Annotated in this window: 14 protein-coding genes and 1 pseudogene; 5 read left to right on the forward strand and 10 right to left on the reverse strand. The window is 43.4% G+C overall.

The annotated features are described in order from the left end of the window. Positions 1-82 precede the first annotated feature (82 nt). The 3 genes from NJD71_RS05265 to NJD71_RS05275 all read right to left on the reverse strand — a co-directional run bounded on the left by NJD71_RS05265 (position 83) and on the right by NJD71_RS05275 (position 4,538). Positions 83-1,777 carry a di-heme oxidoreductase family protein gene (locus NJD71_RS05265; protein WP_442967652.1) on the reverse strand — a complete coding sequence of 565 codons (1,695 nt, stop codon included), beginning with the start codon at positions 1,775-1,777 and terminating at the stop codon, positions 83-85. Between the two features lie 245 nt (positions 1,778-2,022). Continuing rightward, positions 2,023-3,480: an imelysin family protein gene (locus NJD71_RS05270; protein ID WP_319050897.1), complete on the reverse strand. Its 1,458-nt coding sequence runs from the start codon at positions 3,478-3,480 to the stop codon at positions 2,023-2,025. 401 nt (positions 3,481-3,881) lie between these two features. Next, positions 3,882-4,538: an OmpA family protein gene (locus NJD71_RS05275; protein ID WP_319050898.1), complete on the reverse strand. Its 657-nt coding sequence runs from the start codon at positions 4,536-4,538 to the stop codon at positions 3,882-3,884. 541 nt (positions 4,539-5,079) lie between these two features. Between NJD71_RS05275 and NJD71_RS05280 the strand changes: the two genes are divergently transcribed. The 5 genes from NJD71_RS05280 to minE all read left to right on the forward strand — a co-directional run bounded on the left by NJD71_RS05280 (position 5,080) and on the right by minE (position 9,930). Further along, the gene (locus NJD71_RS05280; RefSeq protein ID WP_319050900.1) at positions 5,080-6,045 is read left to right on the forward strand and encodes an acyltransferase; all 966 of its coding nucleotides are present in this window, start codon (positions 5,080-5,082) and stop codon (positions 6,043-6,045) included. Positions 6,046-6,419: 374 nt separating this feature from the next. Further along, positions 6,420-7,505, forward strand: coding sequence for a hypothetical protein (locus NJD71_RS05285; protein WP_319050901.1), 1,086 nt, complete (start codon positions 6,420-6,422; stop codon positions 7,503-7,505). Between the two features lie 80 nt (positions 7,506-7,585). Continuing rightward, entirely contained in the window at positions 7,586-8,419 is an 834-nt protein-coding gene (gene minC, locus NJD71_RS05290) for a septum site-determining protein MinC (protein WP_319050903.1), read from the forward strand. A 405-nt stretch (positions 8,420-8,824) separates the two neighbouring features. Further along, positions 8,825-9,637 carry a septum site-determining protein MinD gene (gene minD, locus NJD71_RS05295; RefSeq protein ID WP_319050904.1) on the forward strand — a complete coding sequence of 271 codons (813 nt, stop codon included), beginning with the start codon at positions 8,825-8,827 and terminating at the stop codon, positions 9,635-9,637. 2 nt (positions 9,638-9,639) lie between these two features. After that, on the forward strand, positions 9,640-9,930 hold the full coding sequence (minE, locus tag NJD71_RS05300) for a cell division topological specificity factor MinE (protein WP_319050905.1): 291 nt from the start codon (positions 9,640-9,642) through the stop codon (positions 9,928-9,930). A gap of 191 nt (positions 9,931-10,121) precedes the next feature. On the opposite strand, the gene NJD71_RS05305 is transcribed toward minE, so the two are convergent. The 7 genes and pseudogenes from NJD71_RS05305 to NJD71_RS05335 all read right to left on the reverse strand — a co-directional run bounded on the left by NJD71_RS05305 (position 10,122) and on the right by NJD71_RS05335 (position 22,447). Beyond that, positions 10,122-10,643: a cytochrome b gene (locus NJD71_RS05305; protein ID WP_319050906.1), complete on the reverse strand. Its 522-nt coding sequence runs from the start codon at positions 10,641-10,643 to the stop codon at positions 10,122-10,124. A gap of 145 nt (positions 10,644-10,788) precedes the next feature. After that, positions 10,789-11,286 carry a hypothetical protein gene (locus NJD71_RS05310; protein ID WP_319050907.1) on the reverse strand — a complete coding sequence of 166 codons (498 nt, stop codon included), beginning with the start codon at positions 11,284-11,286 and terminating at the stop codon, positions 10,789-10,791. Between the two features lie 13 nt (positions 11,287-11,299). After that, the gene (locus tag NJD71_RS05315) at positions 11,300-12,304 is read right to left on the reverse strand and encodes a chemotaxis protein CheB (protein WP_319050908.1); all 1,005 of its coding nucleotides are present in this window, start codon (positions 12,302-12,304) and stop codon (positions 11,300-11,302) included. Further along, positions 12,294-19,241 (reverse strand): Hpt domain-containing protein, encoded by a 6,948-nt coding sequence (locus NJD71_RS05320; RefSeq protein ID WP_319050909.1) that lies wholly within the window; start codon positions 19,239-19,241, stop codon positions 12,294-12,296. The genes NJD71_RS05315 and NJD71_RS05320 overlap by 11 nt, the downstream gene beginning before the upstream one ends. A 30-nt stretch (positions 19,242-19,271) precedes the next feature. Further along, a complete protein-coding gene (locus tag NJD71_RS05325) occupies positions 19,272-20,210 on the reverse strand; it encodes a CheR family methyltransferase (RefSeq protein WP_319050910.1) in 939 nt (312 codons plus the stop codon). 116 nt (positions 20,211-20,326) lie between these two features. Continuing rightward, a pseudogene (locus NJD71_RS05330) lies at positions 20,327-21,388 on the reverse strand (methyl-accepting chemotaxis protein); the annotation flags it as partial. 528 nt (positions 21,389-21,916) lie between these two features. Continuing rightward, positions 21,917-22,447 (reverse strand): chemotaxis protein CheW, encoded by a 531-nt coding sequence (locus NJD71_RS05335; RefSeq protein WP_319050911.1) that lies wholly within the window; start codon positions 22,445-22,447, stop codon positions 21,917-21,919. Positions 22,448-22,449 lie beyond the last annotated feature (2 nt).

Genomic DNA, 22,449 nt, shown 5'->3' on the forward strand with positions numbered 1-22,449 from the left:
TAATTTTATAGGTAGTAATTTATATCGTTGTTGCATGATTGCTCGAAACAGGTGGCGCACGATAGTACGCAGCAGAATCACACTATAGTGACTTTAAGAATGCATTGAGCTCTGTACGACCTTGCTTGTCTAGTTTCAATACCTGTTGTTGCTGCTTTTTGGCTTCTCCACCATGCCATAATACGGCTTCCATCAACGTGCGCGCGCGACCATCATGCAAGAACGTCGCTTGCGGATCAACCGTTTGAGCAAGCCCGACACCCCATAAGGGCGGTGTGCGCCATTCATAAGAGTTGGCTAAAAATTCAACTTGAGCATCTTTTGATGGTAGCTTACCGGCAACTGTACGATCAGCAAGCTCATCACCCATATCATGTAGCAGCAAATCTGTGTAAGGGTAAATCACTTGACCGTGCTGCTCAAGACGATCATCGTCGGTTTTTGGCAACTGATATCTTGGGGTATGACAGCTTTGACACCCCATGTCATAGAAATGCTTTTTGCCAGCCAGTACAAGCTCACTATCCGCGTCACGGCGATGTGGCACCGCCAAATTACGAGTATAAAACTCTACGAATTTTGCCACGTCATCGTTCACTTCGACAGGAGGCTTGCCATTCCCTTGCTCATCAGCGCCAGTAGTCGCGTTTAGGCAGGCAGTCTGCGTGGGCATGCAAGACTCATGTGGACGAATATTTGACGTCAAACCCATGTCTTCATTAAACGCACTTTGGTTCTGAGTCAGCAGCCTCGTTTGACCTGCTTTCCACCCAAAACGTCCAAGCGCACGCTTACCGGTTTGTGGATCCATGACCCAATTGAACTTACCGCTGATATCACTATTGTTCTTGGCTTGTCTTTTAATATCATCGTCAGGGATTTGTTCTAGCAATCCAAGTCCGATCATCGGCGGTGCCACTCGCGGCGATACCATCATCGCCTCATCAAGAGCACCGTATCCAGGGGTGGTCAAGTTAAATGTGGGTGCGCGCAGCGTCTCAACATGTCCGTCAGCAAAAGTCACTGGTTTATCAGTCCACTGTACTGCTATTCTCGCTTCAGCAGGGACGCCCTGAATACCTCGATCTTGCAGTTGCCCACCATACATCGGGTGAACGACTTTTTCAATGAGCGAGTCCTGCAACTGTTTACGCTGCCCCTCTGTCGTCGCTGGCATAGACAGGCGTACCAGCAAGCTGTCCGCATCATCATCAGCGTCCATCGGTGCATGTCCACGTCCATCTTTGATGTGGCAAGACTGACAAGCCGCAACGTTAAACAGCGCACCCAGCCCATCACGGCTATCCGTACTAGCGGGAGCTACAACCCAAGGCTGACGGAAGAACGCATTACCAATAAAAAACATGCCTTTGCGTGAGGCTGCTAAGTTTGATGACGGCTTTGAGTAGCTCTCAGCACTCGTAATACTAATCCCCGTGTCACCGCCCTGTTTAATCTCTTGTGGATCAAAGCTGACAAGCTGTTGCATGGGCATGCCAGCAAGTGTCTCAATATTTTGAGCACGTTCAGAGGTTATTAGTTGGGGGCTGTCACTAGTAGCGGTCGCGCTTTGACTGTCCGAAGTATCACTCGGCGCACTATCAGTTGGTTGACAAGCACTTAGTGCGACCGTACTCATTATAATGAGCGACAAACTGCGCATGGATATAGAAGACAAACGAAAAGATGGGATATCAATGGCTTTCATAAAAATTGCATGCCTTGGTTTTGGAGTAGAACCACTACGATCGATACCTGTAATATGACAGGTATCCATATACGGATTCAGAAGACCGATGTATCTGGTCTATTTTAGTACTTACAAACTTGATATTTACAGGCTTAGTGATTACAAACTGAGTGATTACAAACTTAGTGCTTACAAAAATACGTTGCCGACTGTGATCGACAACGTACGTATGAAATCCAATCTGCATTTTTATAGCAGTAGGTTTACTCACTTACCACTATGATATGGATACCATCAATAGAATAAAAAGACCTTAATCGCTAAAACTGAAATTAAAACTGCGATCCTGCATCCGCATCTAAGTTATCGATACCGACTGCTTTTGCCGCATTTTCGATACCAGCCGTCAATTCTTGCAAGCTGTTGATACCAGCCTCAACCCAACCGCGACGAATATTTTGCTCTTCAGCAGAGATACCTTCTTGACTGGCTTGACCAACAGTGGCAATCATTTGGTCAATCTTAATCCCTTCTTTCTCGCCTTTGTTAACGATAACATTGAATGCCCCTTCGACTTTGCTGAATTCAGCGGCCAGTTTCTCGGCTTCTTCTACATGACCATTATCGACAAGATATTCTTTGATACCATATCCACCGACCGTCTTGCCAGCGACGGTCTGATAGCTACCATTAAAGACATTTTGGATACCGCGTGCATTATTGGCATAGCTCAAATGCGTCAAATCACTAAAGCATTCGTGCTCATCTTCAGTCGACCCTGTGACAAAAGCGACCTGCATACGCTCAGAAGCCAACTCGCCTAACGCTAAGCTGCCCATTTGGTACATAATCTGACGTAGACCATTATCGTATTTGCGCGCTAGCAAATCACTACGTAAAGTATTATCTGTTTCAGGTTGCCACTGGGCTTCCATCGCTGTCAGGTCATCAACCAATAGTTGGGTCGCAGCTTTTAAGAATTCACCGCGGCGCTCACAAATGCTAGCATCTTCATTGACCGTATCACCACTAGTACATTCACCAGCTTCCGTGATGTAATCTGTCACTGGGCGATTGCCCGCGCCTTCTTTTACCCCGTTGGTATCTTGACCCCATAGCATAAACTCAATCGCATGATAACCAGTCGTTACGTTGGCTTCGCTACCACCGATCTCGTTCATTTCTGCAAGTAGCTCAGACGTAATCGTACTGGTGTCTTGATTAATACTACCGACTGTCACGCTGTCACTGTTGATGATGTTTTCTTGGCTGTTGTACTCGCCTTCATAATCATCACTGACATAGTCAATGAGCGCTTCATCTAGTGGCCAAGCATTGATCTGACCTTCCCAGCTATCTATGCTATTGATCGCGCGCTTGTCATTTGCTGTCACAAACCCTTCATCAAAACGGAAAATCTCGGTTTGTGAATACGGCTGGCGCGCTGCTTTGTAGGCCGCTTTTGCTGCGTCAAGGTTGGCTTGTGTTGGCGTCGCAACGTATGTATCCACCGCTGTCTGTAGCTCTTTGGCGGTATCCAGCGAGTCTTTGTAAGCGGCGTGAGCCATATTGGCATAGCTGATAGCCAGTCTGTCAATATGTGCTTTTTCGGCAGCTAACATCTCAGTACTGTCGCCCGCTTCTGTACTGACAGCCTCTGTCTGCGCTTCAGCAGTAGCCGTATCTTCATCGGTTTTTTTGGTACAGCCCGACACCATTAACAATCCTGCAAGGGCAACAGCTAACGTAGTTGGTAGAATCTTACGGTTTGTTACTGTGGTAATCGTCATACATATCCTCAAAAATATAGCAAAAAGTTTGTTTGGTTAGGGGGCGTTGTTGCCTCGATAAGCAAGCCATATATAGCAAGCTGGTATGGTCGTACGCTTTTATCATTTATCACACACAATGATGCATACGATTTTATGGCGATAAAAATATTGATAAATTATAGTGTTATTGATAATCATTATCAATGCTTAATTTTATATTAATAATAATTAATCTGTGGTAGATATTTATGGTGTCATAAGACTTTTGCCATAAATCGCTGTGCTGCAATGACCCTCGTGAATTCCCATCTTTAACTTTTCCCTATCAAATACAACACAAAAAAAGAGCCAGCATATTGCTGGCTCTTTTTGGAAACACATTTGAGAATGTGTATGCGATAACTAAATCAAATTACTGATTAGTTTACGCTTTGCGGTGCATTAACCGTTAGTTCAACACGGCGGTTTTGCTGACGACCATAATCAGTATTGTTATCTGCAACTGGGCGTGACTCGCCATAAGCAACAACATTGATACGGTTAGACGCAACACCGCGAGCGGTCAAGTAGTTAGCAACTGAGTAAGCACGGTCACGTGACAGACCCATGTTATAAGAGGCTGTACCTTTGCTATCAGTATGACCAGCGATAGTGATCGTGTTTTGATTGTACTGGTTCATCGTTGAAGCAAGCTTGTCTAGTGTTGGCTTGAATGAAGAGCTAAGTGTTGCATCATCAAACGAGAAAGTGATGCTACCTGGCATTACAAGATCAATGTTACCAGTTGTTGGATTTTGCTCAACTGTTACGCCTGTACCAGCCATTTGCTGTTCAAGCTGACGAGCTTGACGCTCCATGTAGTAACCAACGCCTGCACCTAGTGCTGCGCCAATTGCTGCATCACGACCAGTTTTGTCGCCACCAGTTGCTTTTGAGATAGTTGCGCCGCCTGCTGCACCAACCAAACCACCTAAAGCGGCTTTGTTCAAACGTTGCTGTCCAGTGTTTGGATCAGTAGTACAACCGCTCAATGCTAGACCTGATGCTACTGCTGCAATCATTAATGTATTACGCATAATATTTCCTCTTAAATTCAAAAATGTTATAAATCGTGCTTTTTATAAAGATTGTCCATTAATCTTCTATAAGTACTTATTTACTTTCGTCATTATTATGGCAATTCCAATCTAACTGTGTGTAATATTTTGTCACACCTATGTATGAGAAGTGCAGGTTATCTTCCGACCAGCTGTAGGAGCTTTAGCTGTCTCATAGCAATCGCTTGCTATATGTCAACTACTTGCTATCGCTAGTCACGTTTACAGTCGTACACTACCAATTGTTTCTGCTAAAATTATCTAGGCGAATTTATCATGGCTAAACGGCTCATACATCAGGTGTCGACTGACTGTATGCCTCTAACAATAATCATCGAATTGTAGACCTCAAATTGTAGACATCGAATGACCGTTTACATAACGTTAGCTTTTGTCTGACTGCTATTTAGTTGACTGCTATCAGTCGTCAATCATGAAGATAGATTCGATAGAACCCAAATACATTGACACTCACAATGTATGACTCATTTATTAATTAGATTGAAAAAGAGGATCAAGCATGCGCCTGACATCTACCATTCGGAAAATGCACAAACGTACTCCTAAGCTGGGTAAGGCTGTCTCATTAGCCACGGCTACGGGTGTCATTGCTGCTAATAGCTTTGGTGGCAGTATTCCCTTATGGTTGATGGGTGTTGGCAAGGTCATTACTGGTGCACCTATCGCGGATAAAGCCGTCATCAAGATTGCTACCTACTGGATCAGCAGCAATAGCGCTCTGATTGATGACATGTTACCTCGTAAGGACTGGCGCATTAGCCTACCTGATGATATCCATACTGAGGGCAAATACCTCTTGGTTAGCAATCATCAATCATGGGTCGACACCAGCATCGTGCAATATATAGGCGAAAAGCGCCTGCCACTCACGCGTTTCTTTACCAAGTTTGAGCTGATTTATATTCCTATCGTTGGACAGGCTTTCTACTTTTTAGACTTCCCTATGATGCGTCGGCACTCTAAAGAAGCCATCGCCAAAAACCCTGCACTAAAAGGTAAAGATATTGAGGAGGCCAAACGTGCCTGTGCGCTATTAAAGGACAAGCCTTTTACTTTGCTCAACTACTTGGAAGGAACACGCTTTACCAAAGCCAAACACGCAAAGCAGCACTCTCCATATACTCATTTGCTAAAACCACGTGCAGGTGGCTTATCATTGGCAATCAGTGCGTTAGGAGAAGACATTGACGGCATATTGGATGTGACCATTGTCTATCCAGACGGTGTACCAAGCTATGGCGATCTATGGAAAGGTAACATCAAGCGTTTGGGGGTAGATCTAAGATATATCGATATACCGGATTCCTTGTTCGATGGTATCAAAAAAGGTGGTTACGAAAATGATGATGATATAAAAGCGCAGATGTTTGATTGGGTTGAAAAAATCTGGCGCCAAAAAGATCAGCGTATCACCGACATGTTGGCTGATTTTGAAACCAATCCTGAGCCTCAAAACGCTAAATAAACCATCACTTGGCAACGTGATGGGCATTTTCTATGGGGGTGTTGGTTCCTATAAGGGTATTACCTCTATAAAAATACTGTAACTTAGAGTGATATAGATAATTAAAATCAGCCATCTAGTAATACGCTATCCACAGTGGTTGCAGACCATTCCAATGTGATGACGTACGTTTTTTATTGATGAGGCATATTTATTTCCTATAATTGTATAAAATATCTTTAACTAGGATACGTAAATTTTAATCATAGATGGGTTGTTTTTTGGTCTTATTCATTGATAATGTGACTATTCGTGAACTGATAAATTTTCGATAATTGTTTTTAGTCATTATCGAAAATTTGCTCACTCTTTGTGTCATTTATCACTTATAAGGTATGACTGTGCCCGCCTCTCCTACTAGCCCGCCTCTTGCAGCACCGGTTTCGCCTCATCTAACACATAGCGAGCCACCAAGACCAAATCGTCCAAAGCCAAGCCGCTTGAAGCTTACCTACGACATCGTGATGCTCATCGTAATCAGTATTGATCTATTACTAATCAGTATTGATGCGGTATTGATGAGCGATTTTAGTAACAACGCTGCACAGTGGCTGTCTGTGAGTGATGGACTGAACTGGTATCAAACCACTTTGCATGAGCCGCTGCGTACTGCTGGTGGGTTTTTTACTATCTTTTTGATTGCTGAGCTGTTATTACGCTGGGCTATCGCCATCAAAAACAAAGTCTACTACCGCTGGTTCTTTTTTCCTTTTGTCCACTGGTATGAAGTCTTAGGTTGTTTTCCGCAATTACGTGCATTACGGTTGTTCCGAGCAGTCATTATCGGACGCCGACTCTATCAGCTTGGCTACCAAGTACTACCACAGCTCTGGATCAATCGTATTAAGTTCTATATCGACTTACTGCTAGAGGAGCTGTCTGATCGTGTCATCTTAACAACCATCCAAAACTTTAGACAGCAACTGACCGATCCCAAAGCACATAAATCATTTATCGAATCGGCCATCACGCGCAACCGTGCTGAAATCGAAGCTGCCGTGCTGTTTATGCTACGCTCGGAGCTTGCCCCAAAATTACAAGAGCTCACCGCTTCATCAGGTGGTGGTAGTATATTAGCCGATGAGATGGGCAATGCTATTGAAGAAGGGTTGGCCAATACCCCTGAGCTACGACGCTATTTGCGTATGATCCCTATCGCTGGCAGCTTAATTGAATCGCAATTACAGACTATCGGGCACAACGTCGGCACCAATGTCGTTTACGCGTTAAATCAGCGTCTGCTTGACCCTGAGCGCCTCGACTCATTGATGGTTGCTATTGCTAGCGGTATTGCGCAAATAGATACCAATAATACTGCGCTCGATACTCTGATTTCGAGTATCATTGATGACAGTTTGACTGAATTTGAAGCGCAAGTAAAAGTACAGCAATGGAAGCATCAAGATATGCTAAATCTGTAGTATATCTATCGACTCGCATGACGCAATTATAAAAATGACGCTGTGGATACAGCGATAGAATTATTCTTAAGGGTTTATATATGACAGTTTCAGATAATAATAACCAAACAACAAACACAGCCCCTGCCTTAGCCTTATACGGCAAAATGCTGACTTTTTCACGTTTACAGTTCAGTACAGATGACCTAAGTGCTATTGAAGCCCAGCTGGCTGAAACACTAAGCAACAAGTCGAGTAATATCCCCATCCTTATTGATAGTGACGTTGAGCAAGATTTATCTGCATTGGTAGAGTTGCTATGGTCATGGGGACTACAACCTATCGGTGTGGTCACGGGTGTACTCGATGACCAAGCTCGCGAACAGCGCTTGGCTATATTTCCAGCAGATGGCAAACGCATTGAGCGTATCATACCTAGTAAGAAAGCACCTACAACGCCCAATAAGCCAGCAGAAGACAGCAACAAAGACTCAGCTAGCGACGATAATGTAAAAGACGTTACAGCGACCAATGAACGAGAGACCAAAACGACTGTATCTGAGATGCCAGCTGATACCCTTACTAGCGCTCAGCATATTACCAGTTTGATCTATGACCAGATGCTACGCTCAGGGCAGAGCTTAAACCACGTCGGTGGTGACTTGATTTTGACAAACAGTGTCAATAGCGGTGCTGAAGCAATTACTGATAACAGCTTGCACGTATATGGCCGCGCTCAAGGTCGCTTGGTGGCAGGCGCAACAGGTGACAAAGACGCGCGTATTTTTTGTCAGGTTTTTAATCCTTCGCTGGTTTCTGTAGCAGGCACTTATTGCTTGCGGGACAACCTACCTGAGCACGTGATTGACAAGCCTGTACAAGTAAAGTTTATAGAAGGTGAAGGCTTGGTATTTACTGTAATGGATGAGGCTTAGAATTTAATACTGTTAAAAACAATACACGATTAAGTGATGGTTTAGAAAAGTAAACTGAGTAAGGTAGGTGTGCTTGATTAAGCTATAGTATAAGACGCGCGAGGTACATAGAATCAATTATTATAGTTGGTCTATTATCAGCTACTATTTTTGCTATTATTTTTAGTGCCATTATAGATTTATGAAGCGAATAGAAATTAACACTATTAGCGGTGTATTTTTTAAGCAGAAACCCTTTATAGCTTATATCTCAGTTGTTTTCCTGCTTTAGTACAGACTTGCTATAAATGTTTGTTTATTTATGCTAGGCTAGCTTCGCAGATAGTACATATATATTAGATAAATACCATGCAATTGTGCTATTTATATAACAGATATCCCATTGATTCATAGGAGTGTGCCATTGTGGCGAAGATAGTTGTAATCACTTCAGGTAAAGGCGGTGTGGGAAAAACCACGACAAGTGCCTCTTTTGCCGCTGGTTTAGCATTGCGTGGCTATAAGACGGTAGTGATCGATTTTGATGTAGGTCTACGTAATCTAGACTTGATCATGGGTTGTGAAAACCGAATTGTTTATGATTTTGTCGATGTCATTACTGGTAGCGCACGCTTGTCACAAGCACTTGTCAAAGACAAGCAGCTTGAGAACTTGTATATCCTTCCTGCTAGCCAAACGCGTGATAAAGACGCACTAACAGACGAAGGCGTATCAGAGGTTATGGCTGAGCTGTCTAAACAGTTTGACTATATCATCTGCGACTCACCTGCTGGTATCGAGCGCGGTGCGCAGCTGGCTATGTATCACGCTGATGAAGCCATTATCGTCACTAACCCTGAAATCTCTTCAGTACGTGACTCAGATCGCATCATTGGTATCTTGCAGAGCCAAACTAAAAAAGTTGAAGAGAACCAAGGCTCTGTACGTGAGCATCTGGTGATCACTCGTTACAATGCAGAGCGCGCCGCTGCAAACGAGATGATGGACATCGATACCATCTCGAATGATATCTTAAAAGTACCACTGCTCGGCGTTGTGCCTGAGAGCCATTCAGTGCTCGAAGCGTCTAACCATGGCGAGCCTGTCATTCATTATAGCGACTCTGTGGCCGGTCAGTGTTATGATGATATCGTCGCTCGATTTTTGGGTGAAGAGCGTCCGTTACGTCATATCGATGTGAAAAAGAAAAGTTTACTGCAGCGCTGGTTTGGGGGTTAATGATGACTAAGAAAAAAGGATTTTGGAGTAGCCTATTTGGTACTGACGACAGCAGTAACGCTGGTAGTGCTAATTTAGCAACTGAGCGCCTCAAGGTTATCGTAGCTAGCGAAAATCGTCTGAATAACCGACTGACAGTTGATCGTATCGAAAAAATGAAACGTGAAATACTAGAAGTGGTTAATAAGTACGTCAACGGTGTACAGATTGATGATGTGAACATTAACCATCGTTCAGAAGACAGCCTAGATGTATTAGAAATGAATATTAATTTACCTGAACACAAAAAGTAAGTTTATGTATTCAGACCATTAACGTCTCAATTTATGTCTGATATAGAAAAGCCCTAAGTCATATACTTAGGGCTTTTTTTTGGCTGTATTTTCTTTATATAGATTGCTTTATATGAGCGTCTTTGTATAAGTTTATCAATATATTTTTACATATCTATGTGCATATTAGAAAAATGAGTAACGATAATGGCTTATTTCATACGCGCTATTAGATTGTCTTTTTTGATAAATTGATGATATAGGGCTGCACCAATATGAAGTGCCGTAAAACCAATAATCATAGGCCAGATGATCTCAGTATGTATATCATTATAAAAACGTGCCAAACTTCTATCAGGAGTCACAAAAACAGGTATCTGAAATAGCCCAAAGATGTCGACAGGGCGTCCACCGTATAAAGACATGAGTAGACCAGCAAGCGGCATAGCGATCAGAATAGCATAGAGGGCAAAGTGGGAAAACTTAGAGGCCAGTGACTGCCACTTTGGCATTGGTACTGATGGTGGTGCTTTAACAAACAGGCGATTGATGACTCGTGCAATCATCCAAAATAATAAACTTATCCCGAACGATTTGTGAAGTCCGATGTATAAGCTGCCATCGAGATTCTCGTATAGCAACATCATAATCCACGTGACCAACAGCAAAAGCGCACTGATCCAATGAAATATGCGACTGCTAAGAGACCATTTTGATACGTTAGAATTATTCATGAGCAGCTCTATTGTCTTTATCTTTATTATAAGTTATCACTACTCAACATTATAAATAGGATCGCTACCCCTCACAAGACAAAAAACAACCGATATGCCAAGCTGTAGCGCTAAAATGATAAACACCTTAACGCTAAACGAGCATTTAACTGTCTAAATTAGCCAAGTTATGCGCGATTTTATCTAAATCTGGTACTAGGTACGTCTTATCACCAATCATGACCGTTTGATATAAATAAGAGAGCACGATGTCTTCATCAGACTGCCCCTCCAAGACGTCAGTACTACTATTCAACATCTGCTTAGGAATATCAACATCTTTAACATCAGAGATACGAGCTTGTAACTGCTGCAGCTCACCTGCTGTTTGTAGAGCAAATCGATGTTCAGCTGTATTGCCTTCTAACACAACAATTCGCTCCGGCACCTCATCTTTCGACAACAAATGAAACACAGGCAGCGCCTGCTGTTGCCAGTCATACATAGTGGTGCGTTCTTGATAATCCTCTACGCTCAAAATCAGAGCGCTTGGAATAATCCAGTCAGGCTGGTTAGATGCTGGCACGATAGTGACTTCAAGCATACCATTATTCGTGGTCAGTAGACTTACCGCTTCGAACGAATGTTTTAAAATTTGTTTCATACGTCGCTCACAATCAGTTAGCGTGAATGGCTTGCTGCCTTTCACCAATATAATCAGACAGTTTTTGTGCCAACTCTTTGGGGCTGCCGATAAAGCTACAGTATCCTGAGTCAATAATGGCTTGAGGTTGGCTTGGACACGCACTTAGAGCAGGATTTTGTGCCCATAATTGGCTATTATTATCTTGAATCAGGTCGAGATACTGAGAACCATCGTTCCCCATACCTGAAAAGACAATATTTATCAGCTCATTACCATAAGCATCGCTGGCATTTTTGATAAGCTGACCAATAGCAGGTTTATATTCACCGCTCCACCCCTGCTCTAGTAATATCACCCGACCTGTCGAGTCACAGACAATCTGCTTATCAATAGGGGCTATGAGGCACTGCCCTGCTCTCAAACGTTGTGAGGAAGCAATTACCTCACAGCCCCAATCATTATGGCGATTGAGTATGCGGGGTAATGTACCAATCATCGTCTGATTAAAGTGATGCGCCAATAATATACAAACTGGTAGCGTGGCTGGTACATTATCCAAAAACTCTTTTACCGCGCTAGGTCCACCCATAGAGGCTCCCAAAAACACGACGTACTGCCAGTCTATTTCGGTGACGTCACTTTTACGGACTGGCTTATCTAATAGTGCCGGTAATGCCAGTAGTTGTGCAAACTTACGTTTTAGTTTTCGTTGCCATTTGGCATATTGCTGTGCCTCATTGAGATAAGGCGCTTGACTAAAGCCCACCAGCACAGCTGCTGGTTTAGATACTAACGTTGCTGTTGCGACACTATCATCGTAGTCACTATCTATCAGCCAAATATCAACAGGTATATTAGACAGCTCGCTTTTTTCTTGCCACTGCATTCGTGACACACATCCTATAAGCGTGAAACCGCAACTACGCACGGTATCCGAAAAAGCCACACGCTGGCGATGATCTTCTGCCACCACCAGCACTTTGATATCACTTTTGTTTTTCTCTCGCAGTGCTAAAACACGTGCATTATCCTTCATTAGTCAGGCTTGCCTCTTTACCTAGCAATTTCTGTATTTTTTCAAGCAGCTCTTTTTCTTGGAATGGCTTACCCATATAGTCATTCACACCAATCTCTAATGCACGCTCACGATGCTTCTCACCCGTACGTGATGTGATCATGATAATTGGAATATGCTGCAATCGACCATTATGTCTGACTTGGGTTGCAACCTCAAAACCATCCATACGCGGCATTTCAATATCTAGCAAGATCATATCTGGCGTCGTGTCTTGTAGTATCTCAAGCGCATCAATACCATCTTTTGCGACTGCCACATTGAAGCCTTGACGCTCTAAGAAGCGTGAGGTCACTTTGCGTACGGTAACAGAGTCATCGACTACTAGAACAGTCGATTTGGACTCTATGCGTCCTCGTTTAGCATTGGCGGACTTTAAGGTGTTTTTGCCCAATTGTGCATTACGCATTAAAGCAATCAAATCTAAGATAAGCATCACTGAGCCATCGCCCATAATTGTAGCGGCCGAGATACCTGGTATATTCGATAATTGCTGTCCTAAAGGTTTCACAACCACTTCTATACGTGACCCTGCAATCTGATCAACCTGTAGAGCAATATTTTGTCCTGTACGGTTTTTGATGATGATCAGCGGTAGGCTGGTATTGGTATTCACCACCAGCTCATTTAGCTTATTGCCTGATAGAATCTCATTTAAATAACGTACTCGGTAATCAGTATCTTCAAAGTTTAGCGTCGCATCATTTGATTGATAGTAATCATAGAGCTTTTCTGGGTTGACACGTACCACACGCTCGATCTGTACCAATGGTATGGCATAGTAACGATCTGCTGCACGTACCACCAATGCATCAGATACTGCCACCGTCAATGGTAAGCGCATTGTAAAGCTAGAACCTTTACCAAGCTCCGATACTACTGAGACCGAACCGCCCAGTTGGCGAATTTCACTGATTACAACATCCATACCAACACCGCGACCAGAGATCTGTGTCACTTGCTTACTGGTACTTAAGCCTGCATTAAAGATATATTGCATGATATCTAGATCAGAGAGACTGTCATCGTCTGCATCGATAAGACCTTGAGAGATTGCTTTATTGCGGACTGCCTCTACATCGATGCCTCGACCATCATCCGATAGCTGAATAACGATCTCGCCACCTTCTCGATGTACTTCGAGAGTAATACGTCCACTACGCTCCTTGCCTGCTTTTAATCGCGTTGATGTCGTTTCAATACCATGATCGACCGCATTTCGTAGCATGTGCTCAAGTGGCGAGGTAATACGCTCTAGAATGGTTCTGTCCATCTCGTCATCAGCATTGATGATTGTTAGATCGACGGATTTGTTCAACTCATTGGCTGTCTGACGGACGATACGCTCAAGACGAGGCGTCAAACGCGTAAATGGCACCATACGCGAATTCATCAATCCATCTTGTAATTCGGTTTGTGTTCGTGAAAGCTGTAGCAACAGACCTTCACTATCACGGGTCTTTTCTAATAGCGTATGGTTAATGTCCACCAAATCCGAAGCCGACTCTGTCAAAGATTTAGACAACTGGTTCAATGATGAGTACTGATCCATTTCTAGTGGATCAAAGTCTTCATTGTTAATCAACTCCTCATCTATCTGCGACAATATTTGCGCTTCAAGCTCGATCTCCATACGGCGTAACTGATCTGCCAGTCGCTGTACTGTGGTACCCATCTCTTCGATACTGTTGGTTAAACTACTGATGCCCATATCGATACGCGCACGGTTAATCGCTGACTCGCCAGATAAGTTAATCATGTGCTCGATCAGCCCGCCTGAGATACGAATCATCTCATTGTTATTGGCGTTTTCATCTTCGTCGTTAGTACTTCTAAGCATAGAAGGCATTTCGCCGATATCTTTGGCAAGATACTGAGAGTCTTGGTTTTCTTTAGCAATCAAAATTGCTTCGCGCTGAGACTGTAGCGACTCTTTAGGTATTTGTTTGAGACTATCAGGGTTTTTACCGAACTGCTCTAATGCCCCAATCAGTAATGTAGGCGTTGGTGGATTGACCTGTTGTTGAAGAATAAATACGGCATCAGCGAGCCAGTCATGACTGGCTACTAAGAGCTCTAGGACTTTTTTGGTCGCTGGACGGCGATTACTGACAAAGTCTGTATAAACCGACTCCATCTCGTGAGCTAAATCTGCGATACCAGAGGCTGTCACCATTCGCGCACCGCCCTTGATGGTATGCAAATCACGCTGGAGTGCTTGTAACGCTATAGTATTGCCTGTATCTTTTAAGAACAAATGCAGATACTTATTTCGATTGGTTAGCTCTTCAGCTTCTTCCAAGAATACTGCTAGTATATCTGGATCAGGTAGCCCATTAGCCCATGACTGCTTAATCATCGTCTCTAGACTTACGGTCTCTAACACTTCGGTACCAGTATCAACATCAGCCACTGGAGCGGCAACAGCTGGCTCAAAATGATTATTTGGAACTGGTATGATTAGCTCCACTGTTTCTGGTAAGCTTGGTGCTTTTTCAAATGCTCTTAATTGCTCAATGAGCTCTGAGGTAAAGAAAGATTTTTTGTGACTGACGATATGCATGACCTGCAATGACATCGTGTCTTGCACCATTTGCATAATCTCAAGCCACTGTGCAGTCGGCGCTCGTCTGTTTTCTACAAAAGACTCATACACACTTTCTGCTTCGTGGGTAAGATCGCCAATACTGCGGATACCCGCCATACGTGCCCCACCTTTGATGGTGTGCAAGTGACGCTGCAAGACTTTGAGTGCATTGATATTGGTGATATCGTCACGCCACTTATTAAAGCTTTCATCTAGCGCATTATCAAGCTCTTGCGCCTCTTCCAAGAATATCTCTAATAGCTCAATATCGGTATCAATGGTCTCAAACTGTAGCTCAGGCGCTGGAGTAGTACGGACTGTAAAGCTACTATCTGCATCTTCGAGACTATTATCACTTTGATAGATACTCTGTAGCTCGTCGATGACCTGCTGGTCGATCTTTAATGAAGTACTACCGGCCAAGGCATCGAATAACCCTACTAGCTGAGCATGACCAGCATGCAGCGTCGCCTGAATATCTTTGTCACCTGCTCTATCGATATTGTCATTTAGATAGCTATACACATTACCTAGCTCATTTAGAACCGTCACAAACTTCGGAAATGCCTGCGCCTTATTAGAGAGAGCGGCTATCTGTAAAATTTGCTGAGCTACGTAGTCTTGAGTATGCGCGACTTCTGTATGATTCAAGGCATCATCTAATTCCCATTCAGCATCCAATAGCGTGTCAATATTACTATCCAGCAACTCTTCTATCGTTGGTTTATCATCAGAGATCACTGCCGTATCACTGATAATGTATTGCTCACCAAGCATGGCTTGCAATGATGCTATGTCTTGCTGACTTTGCGAGTCTTCTACGGCCACGCTATGCTGTTCTAGGTTCTGTTTGTAACTATTTAAGTACCCATCTATCAATGTAGAAGATTGTGCCAACGCTTCTAGATGCTGAGCATTCATAGGAATATCTTGCTGTTGTAACAGCTCTAGACTATGCTCTATCGTTGCACCCACTTCACTGATGGCCGCTAAAGCACTTGAGCCAGAAGCACCGCGTAGGGTATGGAATGCACGTACGATATCGTCTGTTATCTCAATGCGGTGCTGATCTTGATTGTCGCTGACAAACTGATCGATATGATGAAGTAGCTCTTCTGCTTCATCGATAAATATCTTACAAAATGCTCTTTCCTCTTCACTTTGAGGCGTCAGAACGACAGCGGCTTCTGCCATTTTTTCGTTGACAGAATTGATCGTCTGTAGCGTGGTATCCATCGCGCCATCATTATCATCAACATTATAGTGAACAGTGGTTTCATCTGAGTCCGATACCAGTATCGGCTCTTGAATGGCTTCAGTTTTCAGACTCTCACCTGCTTGTTCAGGGCTCGTAGTTATTTGCTCATACAAATTAGAATAGCTGAATTCATCGCCATGCTGTTTACTATAGGCGTTAGCACAAGCAATCCACAACGGTGTTACGGCTGGATAACTTTGGCTATTATCTTCAAAGGCGGTTAGCATCACAGGATACGTACTCAACACATCTGAAATCAGCTGACGCATCTCACCTGAGGCGACAATACTATGATCCAGTACGCGATTGAGCATATTTTCTATTGCCCACGCCAGCTCAGCAGTATAGTTCGCCCCTACCATGCGGCCAGACCCTTTTAGGGTATGGAAGCCGCGACGGATATCTTTTAAGCCATCTAAATCAGATAACGATAGCTGCCACTGTTCGTATAGTGGGACAATTTCCTCTAATACTTCATTGGCTTCTTCTAAGAATATTTCTTTGATGTCAGGATCTGCATCATTTGCATCAGCTGGTAGCTGCGTCGTCTCTTGCATGAATGGGATAAGTACGGGCGGAATCTCTAAATCAGATAATGATGTCAGCATATTATTATTTTCAGAGCTCGATAGTTCGTCATTACCGCCTATTGAGAGTAACGTATCCAGCTCTATGTCATCCATCATAGCAGAGTTGTTTATATCAGATTCAGCTTCTGTTTCAGTGCTTTCTATCTTGGCACTCTCTATCTCAGTAGCTTCTGTTTTAACTTCTGCCTCAAACACAGTAAGACCTGCATTGATAGGCTGCTGCGTCATCAAATTACTACTTTGTAGAATCGTAATCGCAGGATCGTAACTGGGCGGTTGTTGATCTTCAAAATCGGTTACCAAAGCTGGTAGACGTTTTGCAGTATCAATGACTAAATTGACGACCTCATCTGTTACAGGCAAGGTCTTATCTAACAGACGATTGAGTAGATTTTCGATTGACCATGCCATCTCACTAATACTAAAGGCGCCAACCATACGACCAGACCCTTTTAGAGTATGGAAACCGCGACGCACTTCAGTTAATGGTGTTAAGTCTTGTGAGTCTTGCTGCCAGATAGGAAGGAAGTCTTCTAGATCGGCAATTACCTCTGTGACTTCTTCAATAAAAATATCACGAATATCTGCATCGATATCAAAGTTATCAGGCTTGACCTGCTCACGAGCATGTAGCAATGCATCACTACTCTCTGTATCAGCAGTGGCATTTGCACTGGTATCCACTATAGCCTGTGCTAACACTGGCTCATCATTTTCATCAGCAGGCGCAATCTCACCACTATCATCATAACGAACAACATCCATTGCTACTGATGCTTGCATTGGCCACGTCTCACTGACTGTGTCTGGCGCTTCTATGTGAGCATTCAAAAGCTGAGTGGCTCTCATCGTATACTCATTAGCTTGTGTCAGCAGCTTTTGATCAAAGACTTGCTGCGCTAGGTAATCTAGCAAGAGCTCAATAGAAGTCAAACCCTCAGCCAATGCTTGAGTCAAGTCCCAGCTAAGTACTGTGACATCGCCGGTGCGTAATTGCGCAAATATACGACCTATATCATTAATAGTCTGTCTAACGTCTGACAACCCCATATTGTCGAAAGCTTGAGCGATACTGTCAAATTCAGCAACCTCTGGCAATAACTGCACCATTTGACGTTGTAGGTACTCATTGAATTTTTGTTTGATATTTTCAACGGCGATACGTAGCTCTCGTAATTCACTATCAGTAGAGACCGATTTAGGTTCGCCCTCTAACTGCTTTTCGGTACTATAAGAAGCTTCAGGCATTGTAGCAAAAGAAGCAGCGTCACCGATTTTGAGCGATATGGTCTGTTCAATATCATAGATATCGTTATATAACTCTTGTAGCTTACGCTCAATTTGTAATTGTTCTTGCGCAGCATCTATCTCTGAAAAGATAACTTGTTCTAAATCGGCAATGATTGATTCAGCTTGCGAGACATACTGTGTCCAACCTCGACTCTCAAGCTGGTTCTTCATATATTTTAGAGGGTTTATTAGAGTAACTGGCTGGTCCAAATCAAAAATGAGCGTCTCAAGCTCACTGAGCAACTGCGGTAAGAAACGTGATATCGGCGGTATGCTCTGTGATACATTATCAAGAACAGACTGAGTGCGATCGCTACTCGTTACTAAGTAGCTGAGCTCAATGTAGACAGTCGTAATTAAGCTTTTGACAAAGCTTGAGGATAAAGTCACTGATTGACCATAAGACTCTATAACATGATCCAACTGACTGAGAAGTTGTGCATAACTTTCGGGTAATGGCGTGTCGTTGTGCGCAAGATCATTTAGCCACAATTGAGTCAAGTACCAAAGACGTTGTAGCTCTCTATCTTGAGTCGTCTGCCAGAGATATTGAACTACTTTTTCTAGAACGCTCAGTACTGATGGCTGATTCGCATTAGCAGTCAATAACTTCTGTACTTGCTGTCGCCATACTAACAACAGTTGCTGATATTGCTGATCAACTAAACGGGTTGTAACTTCAGTAATGGGTACTGTCACTTCAATACTTTTGATAATACTGTCGTCAATATTACCATTACCTAAATATTCATGCTGAGTATCAGTATCATCGACAATGAGCTCTGTTGCTATACCTCTTTGAGACAGTACCTGCGTCAGCTCATAAGCAGCTTTGTCTATTACAGCAACGTGATAATTGCCTGTACGCGTATAGTAATTCAACTCACGCTGCAGCAGCTTATGAGAAAATTGTCCTATCCGGCAGTCTTTACTAGAGAAGCTGTCATCGTCTCCTAAGCTCGCAAGCAAACCCAGCTTATTAGCAAGACCTGCTAATAGAGGAAGACGAACCATAATCAATGCACCACTTATCTGATGATAGTACGATATCATCTGCTCATAGCTAGCGATATCAGCCTCTAATTGCCAGCCATCAGATATCTGTGATAACTGCTGATCAAACAGTGGCAACAACCACTCAAGCGTCACTATGTCATTGGGCTGGTTTTTCATAGGTTTATCCTAATTCGTCTAGGCACTAATTTAGGCACTGATTTTTTGCCACACATTAACCTGTGGGTGCGCAATACGGCGCATATTTGAAGGACGCCAAAACAACGCCTCACCTGGAGCCAATATAATATAACCCGCTAACGCACACTGCTCTGAGAGCCGTGCCAAAATATCACGCTGATCAAACTTACGAAAATATAGCAGCATATTTTGACAGATGATCACATTTTGAAGATGCGAAGTGGGAGATTGTTGTTCAATGATGTTATGCACAGCAAAATTAACATACGGTTTTAAAACTGATGCTATCTGCCAGCTGGACTGGGTACTATTTGACATGTTTGACTGATCAGCTATGCCACCTGTGTTTAGCCTACGACTTATACTCTTAGTGGTTATAGGCTGAACGAACTGCTGACACCGCTCAGGTATTAAAGACTGCTGCCGTTTGTCATATTGCGCTAAACGTGCGTCTATAATCGCCTGTTCACTCACGTCGGTTCCCAATATACAGTAGTTTGACAACTGTTCTGCTGACAGACTCATGGCTAAAGACCATGCTTCTTGTCCACTTGCACAGCCAACGCTCCAAATACGAAATGGGCTGTCTGCTTCATTTGCGTTTTGATGCTGTAATGCATATTTTGTGACAAAATCTATGGAAGGCTTGTGCCGAAAAAATCGACTTTCGTGAATCAAAACTTTGTCTAAAAATTGCTGACGCAGTTCACTATTTTTTGGCAGCTGAATCCATAGCTGCTCGAGGGTTAGTCCATTTGATATTGCCGTACATTCAATTGCATTGATCAACCACTGCAGCTGCATGTCTGGGAGTACAAAGCCAATCTCGTGTTCTATGTACTTTTGCCATTGACCCGCATCAAAACGACCTGATTGCCTCAGAGCATCGCTCAATGCAAATTCAGCGTTATTGACTGGAGCTCTGTCTGGTTGAGTACGATTGTTCACGTCACCTGCTATGATTGCTGCTGTACATCATCATAGCCTGTACAGCATTTTAGTTAATAGTTTCATCGAGGGAGCGCTATATGAAGCAGCGACGCTCTAATACTAACAACAAATGATTAAACAGTTTCTGATAATACTTCTTCAGAATTCATCATGTCATCGTCTAACAATGCATCATCATCTGATACTTTAAAACCAGTAACCGATTCCTGTAGGGCTGCAGCCATTTCACTCAACTCACCAATAGAACGTGCGGTTGCCATCGTACCAGACGATGTTTGTGAGGTGATGTCCTGAATAATATTCATGGTGTGAGAGATGTGTCCAGCAGACTCAGCCTGCTGTAATGCAGCGTTTGAGATACTTTGAATCAAGTCAGCCAACGTATTAGAAACGCTCTGTACTTCTTCTAGTGCCTCACCTGCATCTTTTGCAAGACGTGCACCGCGTACTACTTCAGAAGTTGTTGATTCCATCGACATAACAGCTTCGTTAGTATCTGCCTGAATGGTTTTTACCAATGTTTCGATCTGTTTGGTCGCGTTTGCTGAACGCTCAGCCAAACGCTGAACCTCATCAGCAACAACAGCGAAACCTCGACCCGCTTCCCCTGCCATCGATGCCTGAATGGCAGCATTCAATGCCAAAACGTTGGTCTGATCTGCAATATCGTTGATTAGACCAACGATATCACCAATCTCTTGCGAAGACTCACCCAAACGTTTGATACGTTTTGATGTTTCTTGAATCTGATCACGAATAACGTTCATACCTTCAATCGAACGCTGTACAACCGCAGCTCCATTATGCGAGATAGCAACTGAACGCTGAGCAACGGTTGCAGACTCTGCAGCGTTGTTCGAAACTTGGTCAATTGATACGGTCATCTCGTTAATCGCAGCTGATACACCTGCAATCTCTTGCGCTTGATGCTCAGAGGCTTCGGCCAACTCAACCGCATTCATCTGGGTTTGATCTGAGGATTGTGATACACGATCAGCGGTACTGTTAATAACCAAGACCAATTGGCGTAGTTGGTCAATTGCAAAGTTTACCGAATCAGCAATGGCGCCAGTGAAATCCTCTGATACCGTAGCATTAACAGTCAAATCACCCTCTGCTAAGTCACCCAATTCATCGAGTAGACGTAGAATAGCGATCTGGTTACGTTCGTTTTCTTCTTGAATCTGACGAGCGCGTTCAGACTCTGCTTCTGCTTCTTGACGACGACGTAACGTCTCTTTTTCAATAAGCAAACGCTCTGAACCACCGCGCTGCTTAAGCAACTGATACGAGGCAAACATAATACCTAGGGCACCAACCGCAAATATCACGGCTGGTAAGATAACAGACTGATTAAAACTGCCAAAATACTGACTCACTGATGATAGCGAATTGATCAGCCAGATCAGACAGGCTATGCTCAATAAAACGAAAAACCCTAATAACAGCTTCCATGTATTATTAGCATCTTTACCGTCCGCTGTTGTATTACTCATACCAGCTACAGGTTTTCTTATAACATCACTCATCTTGCATATTCCTTTCAAACAATCGTCAAAGTCTTATCGTGACTGACTTTGACAATCTTATTGTTATCAAAACAATGATTAGCAAAGCCTGTATAAATGCTGACATTTCACTAAATCGTGTCAGTCGCTATTAATCTGCCATTACTTCACAGACAGGTATTCTATTGTCGATTACTATATTGCAGCATCTGAATATTGTAGATCCTGTGCAAGCAAGCTTGGCATGAAGACATACCACTCTTGCTCTTCTTTCAAAAACTTACCATGGTTATAAGGTGCAAATGGTGAATTAGGATCAATCGCTTCTGGGCGGTACTGATCCTGAGTAAACTGCTCAATACCGAGCACTTGATCGACCAGTAGTCCTGAAAAACTATTATCATGGTCAATAACCATAACTTTTCGCTGGCTTAACTGAGACAGTCGACTCGGAACTTGCAAAAAATGTGACAAATCCGTGAGCGGTAACAAGCGTCCACGGATATTGGCAATACCTAGCATCCAAGGCTTTACTAGAGGTAAGCTTGTGTATTCTGGCATGGACAACACCTCTGATACCTGACCCATAGGGGCAACCAAGCGTTGCCCACCAATTTCAAATACCACACCCTGCCAATCAAACGCTTGACCACCGCGGCGACCACTTTTACGCGCACGTGCCAAATCTGCTAGACGCAGAAGCTCAATAAATCCTCTAGAAGCCACAA

Source organism: Psychrobacter sp. PP-21 (assembly GCF_033790785.1).
GTDB lineage: Bacteria > Pseudomonadota > Gammaproteobacteria > Pseudomonadales > Moraxellaceae > Psychrobacter.

What these genes read in the sequence shown, in the direction of transcription:
- NJD71_RS05265 (WP_442967652.1), bottom strand. Translation starts at nt 1,777, where the DNA reads ATGGATACCTGTCATATTACAGGTATCGATCGTAGTGGTTCTACTCCA.
- NJD71_RS05270 (WP_319050897.1), bottom strand. Translation starts at nt 3,480, where the DNA reads ATGACGATTACCACAGTAACAAACCGTAAGATTCTACCAACTACGTTA.
- NJD71_RS05310 (WP_319050907.1), bottom strand. Translation starts at nt 11,286, where the DNA reads ATGAAACAAATTTTAAAACATTCGTTCGAAGCGGTAAGTCTACTGACC.
- minC (WP_319050903.1), top strand. Translation starts at nt 7,586, where the DNA reads ATGACAGTTTCAGATAATAATAACCAAACAACAAACACAGCCCCTGCC.
- NJD71_RS05280 (WP_319050900.1), top strand. Translation starts at nt 5,080, where the DNA reads ATGCGCCTGACATCTACCATTCGGAAAATGCACAAACGTACTCCTAAG.
- NJD71_RS05275 (WP_319050898.1), bottom strand. Translation starts at nt 4,538, where the DNA reads ATGCGTAATACATTAATGATTGCAGCAGTAGCATCAGGTCTAGCATTG.
- NJD71_RS05315 (WP_319050908.1), bottom strand. Translation starts at nt 12,304, where the DNA reads ATGAAGGATAATGCACGTGTTTTAGCACTGCGAGAGAAAAACAAAAGT.
- minE (WP_319050905.1), top strand. Translation starts at nt 9,640, where the DNA reads ATGACTAAGAAAAAAGGATTTTGGAGTAGCCTATTTGGTACTGACGAC.
- NJD71_RS05285 (WP_319050901.1), top strand. Translation starts at nt 6,420, where the DNA reads ATGACTGTGCCCGCCTCTCCTACTAGCCCGCCTCTTGCAGCACCGGTT.
- NJD71_RS05320 (WP_319050909.1), bottom strand. Translation starts at nt 19,241, where the DNA reads ATGAAAAACCAGCCCAATGACATAGTGACGCTTGAGTGGTTGTTGCCA.
- NJD71_RS05305 (WP_319050906.1), bottom strand. Translation starts at nt 10,643, where the DNA reads ATGAATAATTCTAACGTATCAAAATGGTCTCTTAGCAGTCGCATATTT.